This window comes from Frankia sp. CcMO1, from assembly GCF_977945845.1.
This window is the reverse complement of record NZ_CDWTMG010000051.1, coordinates 13,871-19,479: the sequence shown is the minus strand read 5'-3', so window position 1 is coordinate 19,479 and position 5,609 is coordinate 13,871. Positions and strand designations below refer to the sequence as shown.

General features: G+C 70.8%; 4 protein-coding genes. All 4 read right to left on the bottom strand.

Annotated elements, in window-relative coordinates; genetic code table 11:
- Positions 1 to 681 precede the first annotated feature (681 nt).
- Entirely contained in the window at positions 682 to 1,764 is a 1,083-nt protein-coding gene (locus AC08OU_RS09245) for a 2-oxoacid:ferredoxin oxidoreductase subunit beta (protein WP_476604664.1), read from the bottom strand.
- Entirely contained in the window at positions 1,761 to 3,764 is a 2,004-nt protein-coding gene (locus tag AC08OU_RS09240) for a 2-oxoacid:acceptor oxidoreductase subunit alpha (RefSeq protein WP_476604663.1), read from the bottom strand. Before AC08OU_RS09240 ends, AC08OU_RS09245 begins: the two co-directional genes overlap by 4 nt.
- Before the next feature lie 112 nt (positions 3,765 to 3,876).
- Positions 3,877 to 5,247: a cysteine desulfurase family protein gene (locus tag AC08OU_RS09235; protein WP_476600315.1), complete on the bottom strand. Its 1,371-nt coding sequence runs from the start codon at positions 5,245 to 5,247 to the stop codon at positions 3,877 to 3,879.
- Positions 5,244 to 5,609: HesA/MoeB/ThiF family protein (locus AC08OU_RS09230; RefSeq protein ID WP_476600317.1), on the bottom strand; the 366-nt coding region annotated here is incomplete at its 5' end. The genes AC08OU_RS09235 and AC08OU_RS09230, both read right to left, overlap by 4 nt.

The window sequence follows — 5,609 nt, the reverse complement described above, 5'->3', positions numbered from 1 at the left end:
TCCCCGAAGCCCGGTTCTTCACCGCCATCCTGTCTGGTCGGGATGCTCCGATCGGTAATCCGGGCGGCGCCGGCAAGATCGGCCCGATCAGGGCGGACACCGCTTTCGTCGCGTCCTACAGACGCTGACGAGACAAGCCGCCGGCGAAGGCTGACGCGGCCACGGCGTCAGCGAGACCGCCGGCCTACGGCCGGTGCCCAGGACCCATCCCGTCCGGGCACCGGCCCTCTACATTTCGGGGCCGAAGCAGGGGCCGGGGTCGAAGCAGAGTTCGGGGCCGGAGTCGGCTGGAGACGTTCCCGGCGTTCCCCGTACCGCGCCTGAATCGACGTGTCTCGATGTGTCTCGACGGGTTTCCCGGCGGGTTTCCCGACGGGTGATGCCGATTGACGAGAAAGCGGCGTGACAAAAATCCCGGAAAACGGCGTGCAGGCGTCATCACCAGGAGGCCGTCATCACCAGGCGGCCGGAGACCATGACGGAAACCACATGGGCCCGGAACCGGGATCACTCCGGGCCGAGGCCGAGCCGGGCACAGTAACGCGGAATCCCCTGAGGGGATCAGGCCAGCCCTGACAGGCCTGATCCCCTCGCCCCCGAGCGTCCACCCGGCGACCGCCCATCGGTCCGGTTCGCCTCAGCCGTAGGTCTCATCCCAGCCGTAGGTCACCCGGCGGCGACCTACCCGGCCACCGTCCAGGAGTCGGCACCTTGGAGCAACGTCCGCAGGTCGCCTAGGCCGCCGGGCCGGGCGGTCGCCAGCCTCTCCTGGAACAGCTGGTCGAACACGGGATGCGAGACCGACCGGTAGACGCCGATCGGCGGCTCCGGAAACTCCGCCCGCGCCAGCTGGGCTAGGGCGTAGGCGTAGGTCGAGTTCTCCACCGTCGGATCGTGCACCACGACGCGGGAGTCACCGCTGTGCCCGACGGCCAGCTCCCCGGTGGCCGGGTCGCGGATCACGGCGTACTGCTCGTCCACGCCGAAGACCACCGGCATACCGGGCGAGAGCCGGATCGGCCCCTGCTCGCCCTTCGCCCCGGCGACCCCGGCGGCGCCGGCATCGGCATCGGACCGCTTCGGCTGACGGGGAATCGCGTTGAACGTGGGGCAGCCTTGCCGGATCTCCACCAGCGCCGCTCCCTGGTGCGCCGCGGCGGCGGTGAGGGTGGCGGTGAGGTGGCGACGGTCCGAGTCGATCGTGCGGGCGACGAACGTCGCGCCGGCGCCGAGCGCGAGCGCAACCGGGTCGAACGGGTTGTCGAGCGACCCGTGGGGGCTCGACGGGCTGATCGTGCCGATCCTGGAGGTCGGCGAGTGCTGACCTTTCGTCAAACCGTAGATCTGGTTGTTGAACAACATGATCTTGAGGTTCACGTTGCGACGCAGCGCGTGGATAAGGTGGTTACCGCCGATCGACAGCGCGTCGCCATCACCGGTTACGACCCACACCGCCAGGTCCGGCCGGTTGATCGAGACTCCGGTCGCAAAGGACGGCGCCCGGCCGTGGATCGAGTGGATGCCGTAGGTGTCGAGGTAGTAGGGGAACCGCGAGGAGCACCCGATGCCGGACACGATCACGATGTTCTCGGGCGGGACGCCGAGGGTCGGCAGCAGACCCCGCATCGTCGAGAGGATGGCGTGGTCCCCGCAGCCGGGGCACCAGCGGACCTCGTTGCCGGTCATGTAGTCCTGCACGGTCAGCGCCGGCCGTCCCGCCGAGTCACCCGACGGTTCTCCGGATCCATCATTCAGCGAGATCATCGTCCTGCCTCCCCGGCCGTGCCGAGCTTCGAACCAAGGTGTGCGTTCAACCGGGCGCTCACGTCCCCGACCGGCTTCGAGGCCGCCTCCGCCGACGGCTCCTCGTCGATGCCCTGGATGATCCGGCTGATGACGGAGGTGAGCTCGGCCACCCGGAACGGCATGCCGCGGGTCTTGTTGTAGCCGACGGTATCGATCAGGCATTCTCGGCGCAGGAGTCCGGCGAGCTGCCCGAGGTTCATCTCGGGGACGAGCACGGTGTGGTACTCCGACAGCACCGAGGCCAGGTTTGCCGGCAGCGGGGCGAGATGGCGCAGGTGCGCCTGGGCGACCTTCATACCGTCGCGCCGCACCTGGCGGCAGGCTTCACCGATCGGCCCCCACGTCGAGCCCCATCCGATCACCAGCACATCGGCGCCGGATCCGGGCGACCCACTGGGATCATCGACTTCCAGGAGCGGCACGTCGATGTTATCGATCTTGGACTGTCGGGTGCGGACCAGCAGGTCGTGGTTGTCGGGGTCGTAGGAGACCGCGCCGGTCAGCTCGGCCTTCTCCAGACCACCGATGCGGTGTGTGAGCCCCGGGGTACCCGGGATCGCCAGCGGGCGGGCCAGCGTGATCGGGTCCCGCGCGTACGGCAGGAAGATCGGGTTACCGGCCTCGTCCACCCCGTTCGGGCCGGTGGCGAGATCGATCCCGATGCTGGGCAGCTCCGCCGTCTCGGGCACCCGCCACGGCTCGCTGCCGTTGGCGACGTAGGCGTCGGCCAGCAGGATGACCGGGGTGCGGTAGGCCAGCGCGATCCGGGCCGCCTCCAGCGCGGCGTCGAAGCCGTCCGCGGGCGAACGCGCCGCGATCACCGGCAGCGGCGCCTCGCCGTGCCTGCCGTACAGGGCCTGGAGCAGGTCGGACTGCTCGGTCTTGGTCGGCAGACCGGTCGACGGCCCGCCGCGCTGCACGTTGACGACGACGAGCGGCAACTCCATGATCACCGCAAGACCGAGAGCCTCGGTCTTCAGGGCCATCCCGGGACCGGAGGTCACGGTCACGCCGAGCATCCCGGCGAAGGCCGCGCCGATCGCGGAGCCGATGGCGGCGATCTCGTCCTCGGCCTGGAAGGAGCGCACGTCGAAGGATGCGAGCGCGCTCAGTTCGTGCAGGATGTCGGAGGCGGGAGTGATCGGGTAGGCGCCGAGGAACAGCGGCATCCCGGCCTGCTGCGCGGCGGCGACCAGGCCGTAGGCGATCGCCTTGTTGCCCTTCATGTGCCGGTAGGTGCCGGCGGGCAGCTTGGCCGGCTTCACCTCGTAGGCGAGCGCGAAGGCCTCGGTGGTGTCGCCGTAGATCCACCCGGCCCGCAGCGCGGCGATGTTCGCGGCCTGCACGTCCGGCTTCGCGGCGAACCGCTTCTGCAGGTAGGCGATCGTGTCCTCGATGGGCTGGCTGAACATCCAGGACACCAGGCCGAGCGCGAACATGTTCTTCGTCCGGGCAGCGTCCTTGCGCTTCAGGTTGAACTCAGCGACGGCCGTGGCGGCGAGACCGGTGAGGTTGATCGCGTGCACGTGGTAGGCGTCCAGCGACCCGTTGGTCAGGGGATCGGCCTCGTAACCGGCCTTTTCCAGGCCCATCACCGTGAACGCGTCGGTGTCCACGATCAGGACCCCGCCGGGACGCAGCTCGGCGATGTTCGCCTTGAGCGCCGCGGGGTTCATGGCGACCAGAACGTCGGGCCGGTCGCCCGGGGTCCTGATGTCGTGGTCGGCGATGTGGAGCTGGTAGCTCGACACCCCGGCCACGGTTCCGGCTGGCGCCCGGATCTCCGCCGGGTAGTTCGGCAGCGTCGCCACGTCGTTGCCGCCCGCGGCGGCCTGGGCGCCGAACCGGTCACCGGTGAGCTGCATCCCGTCGCCGGAGTCACCGGCAAAACGGATCACCACGTGTTCCAGTTGCGTGACCCCCGGGTCGGGTCGTTCGGACAACTGTTCGGTTGGCATGGCGAAACCTCATCTCAACTTCTCGGCTACGCACGCCCGCGCCGGGCGAGCGGGACCGCGCGTGGCAACGCTGACAGCGCGGAAGCGGGGTCAGGGAAGCGCGGGGAACGGGTCAGGGATAGGCGGATCGGGGGGCGGGCACCTCGGGCATGCGCAGGGCCCGCGAGAACACCCGGTCGGTGAGGATCTCCTGCACCCGGAACTCGGTGGTGGGGCCGTCGAAGAGATCGTTCGATCGGTTCTGCTCCAGGGCACGCACGCGCAGCACCGCGCGAGCCACCGCGGCGGCGGCGGCGTGGATCTGGTCGACGGTGGTGAACCGGCCCACGCTGAACCGCAGGCTCTCCATGGCCGCCGTGGTCGACCGGCCTATCGCGGTGAGCACATGGGACGGCTCGGCGCCGCCACCGTGACAGGCGGAGCCCGCGGACACCGCCACGTCCGGCAGACAGGCCTGGACGGCGTCGGCGTCGGCACCGACAAACCGCAGGTTGATGGTGTTCGGCAGCCGGCATTCGCGGCCCCCGCCGCGCTCACTCGGCCCGTTGAGCTCGACGGCATCGACGCCGAGCCACTCGACGAGCAGATCGTGCAGCAGCTCGGTCTGGGCCCGCTGCCGCGGGGCCTCGTCCTCCATCACCGCGGCGGCAATCCGCGCCGCGGCGCCGAAGCCGACCACCCCGGCGGTGTTGACCGTGCCGGCGCGCAGGCCCCGTTCCTGCCCGCCGCCGTGGATCAGCGGTGCCAGCTGCGACCGGGCGTGCCGGCCGGCGATCAGCGCGCCGGTGCCCTTGGGCCCGTAGAGCTTGTGCGCGGACGCGACGGCGAGGTCGATGCCGGCGTCCGCGACCGAAACCGGCATCCGGCCCAGCGTCTGGGTGATGTCGGCGAGGTAGAACGCCCCCGCCCCGTGGGCGAGCTCGGCGATGGGCCACGGGTCGTTCAGCGTCCCGGTCTCGTTGTTCGCCGTCATCGCCGCCACCAGGGCGACCTTCGAGACGGAGGCCCCGAGGACCCCCCCGTTCCCCGCCGTCGCGGAGCCCCCCGCGACGGCGGAACCGTCCCATACCGGTTGCAGCAGCGCGCGCAGGTGGTTGAGGTCGATCGTGCCGTCGGGATGAACCCGGATGGTCTGCACGATCGCCCCGTGCACCCGCGCCGCGGCCTCCGCCGCGGCGAGGACCGCCCGATGCTCGGTCGCTCCGACGAGCACGCGGCGGCAGGACGGCGGGGCGGTGGCCAGGACCCCGGCGATCGCCAGGTTGGCCGCCTCGGTCGCCCCGCTGGTGAAGATGACGTCACGCGGCTGGGCGCCGGCGAGGTTCGCCACGTCCCGCCGGGCTCCTTCGACGAGCCGGGCGACGGCCTGCCCGGCCGGGTGCGAGCTGGCCGGATTCGCGAAGTGGTCCCGCAGCAACGGCAGCATCGCCCGGACGACCTCCGGGTCGACCGGGGTCGTCGCGTTGTAGTCAAGATAGATCACGATGCGCCTCCAGAGCCGCAGTCCACGCAGGCTGGATCGCGCCGCGTCCGCGGCGTCCGCAGGTCCGTGTCCCACAGATCGAGGTGGATCAGCCGGCCGACCGCCGGCTCGGCGAATCCACCGGCGATCTTCAACGCCTCGGTCGCCGCCAGGCAGCCCACCGTTCCGGCGACCGCGCCGAGCACCGGGAAACCGAGGGGCTCCCAGGACGGGTCCCCCTCCGGGAACACACACCGCAGGCAGGGCGAACCCGGCCGGACCACCAGCAGATACGCCTCGGTGGCGTTCATCGCGGCGACGACCAGGGGGACCTGCGTCGCCAGGCACAGCCGGTTGAGCAGATACCGCTCGGGGAAGTTGTG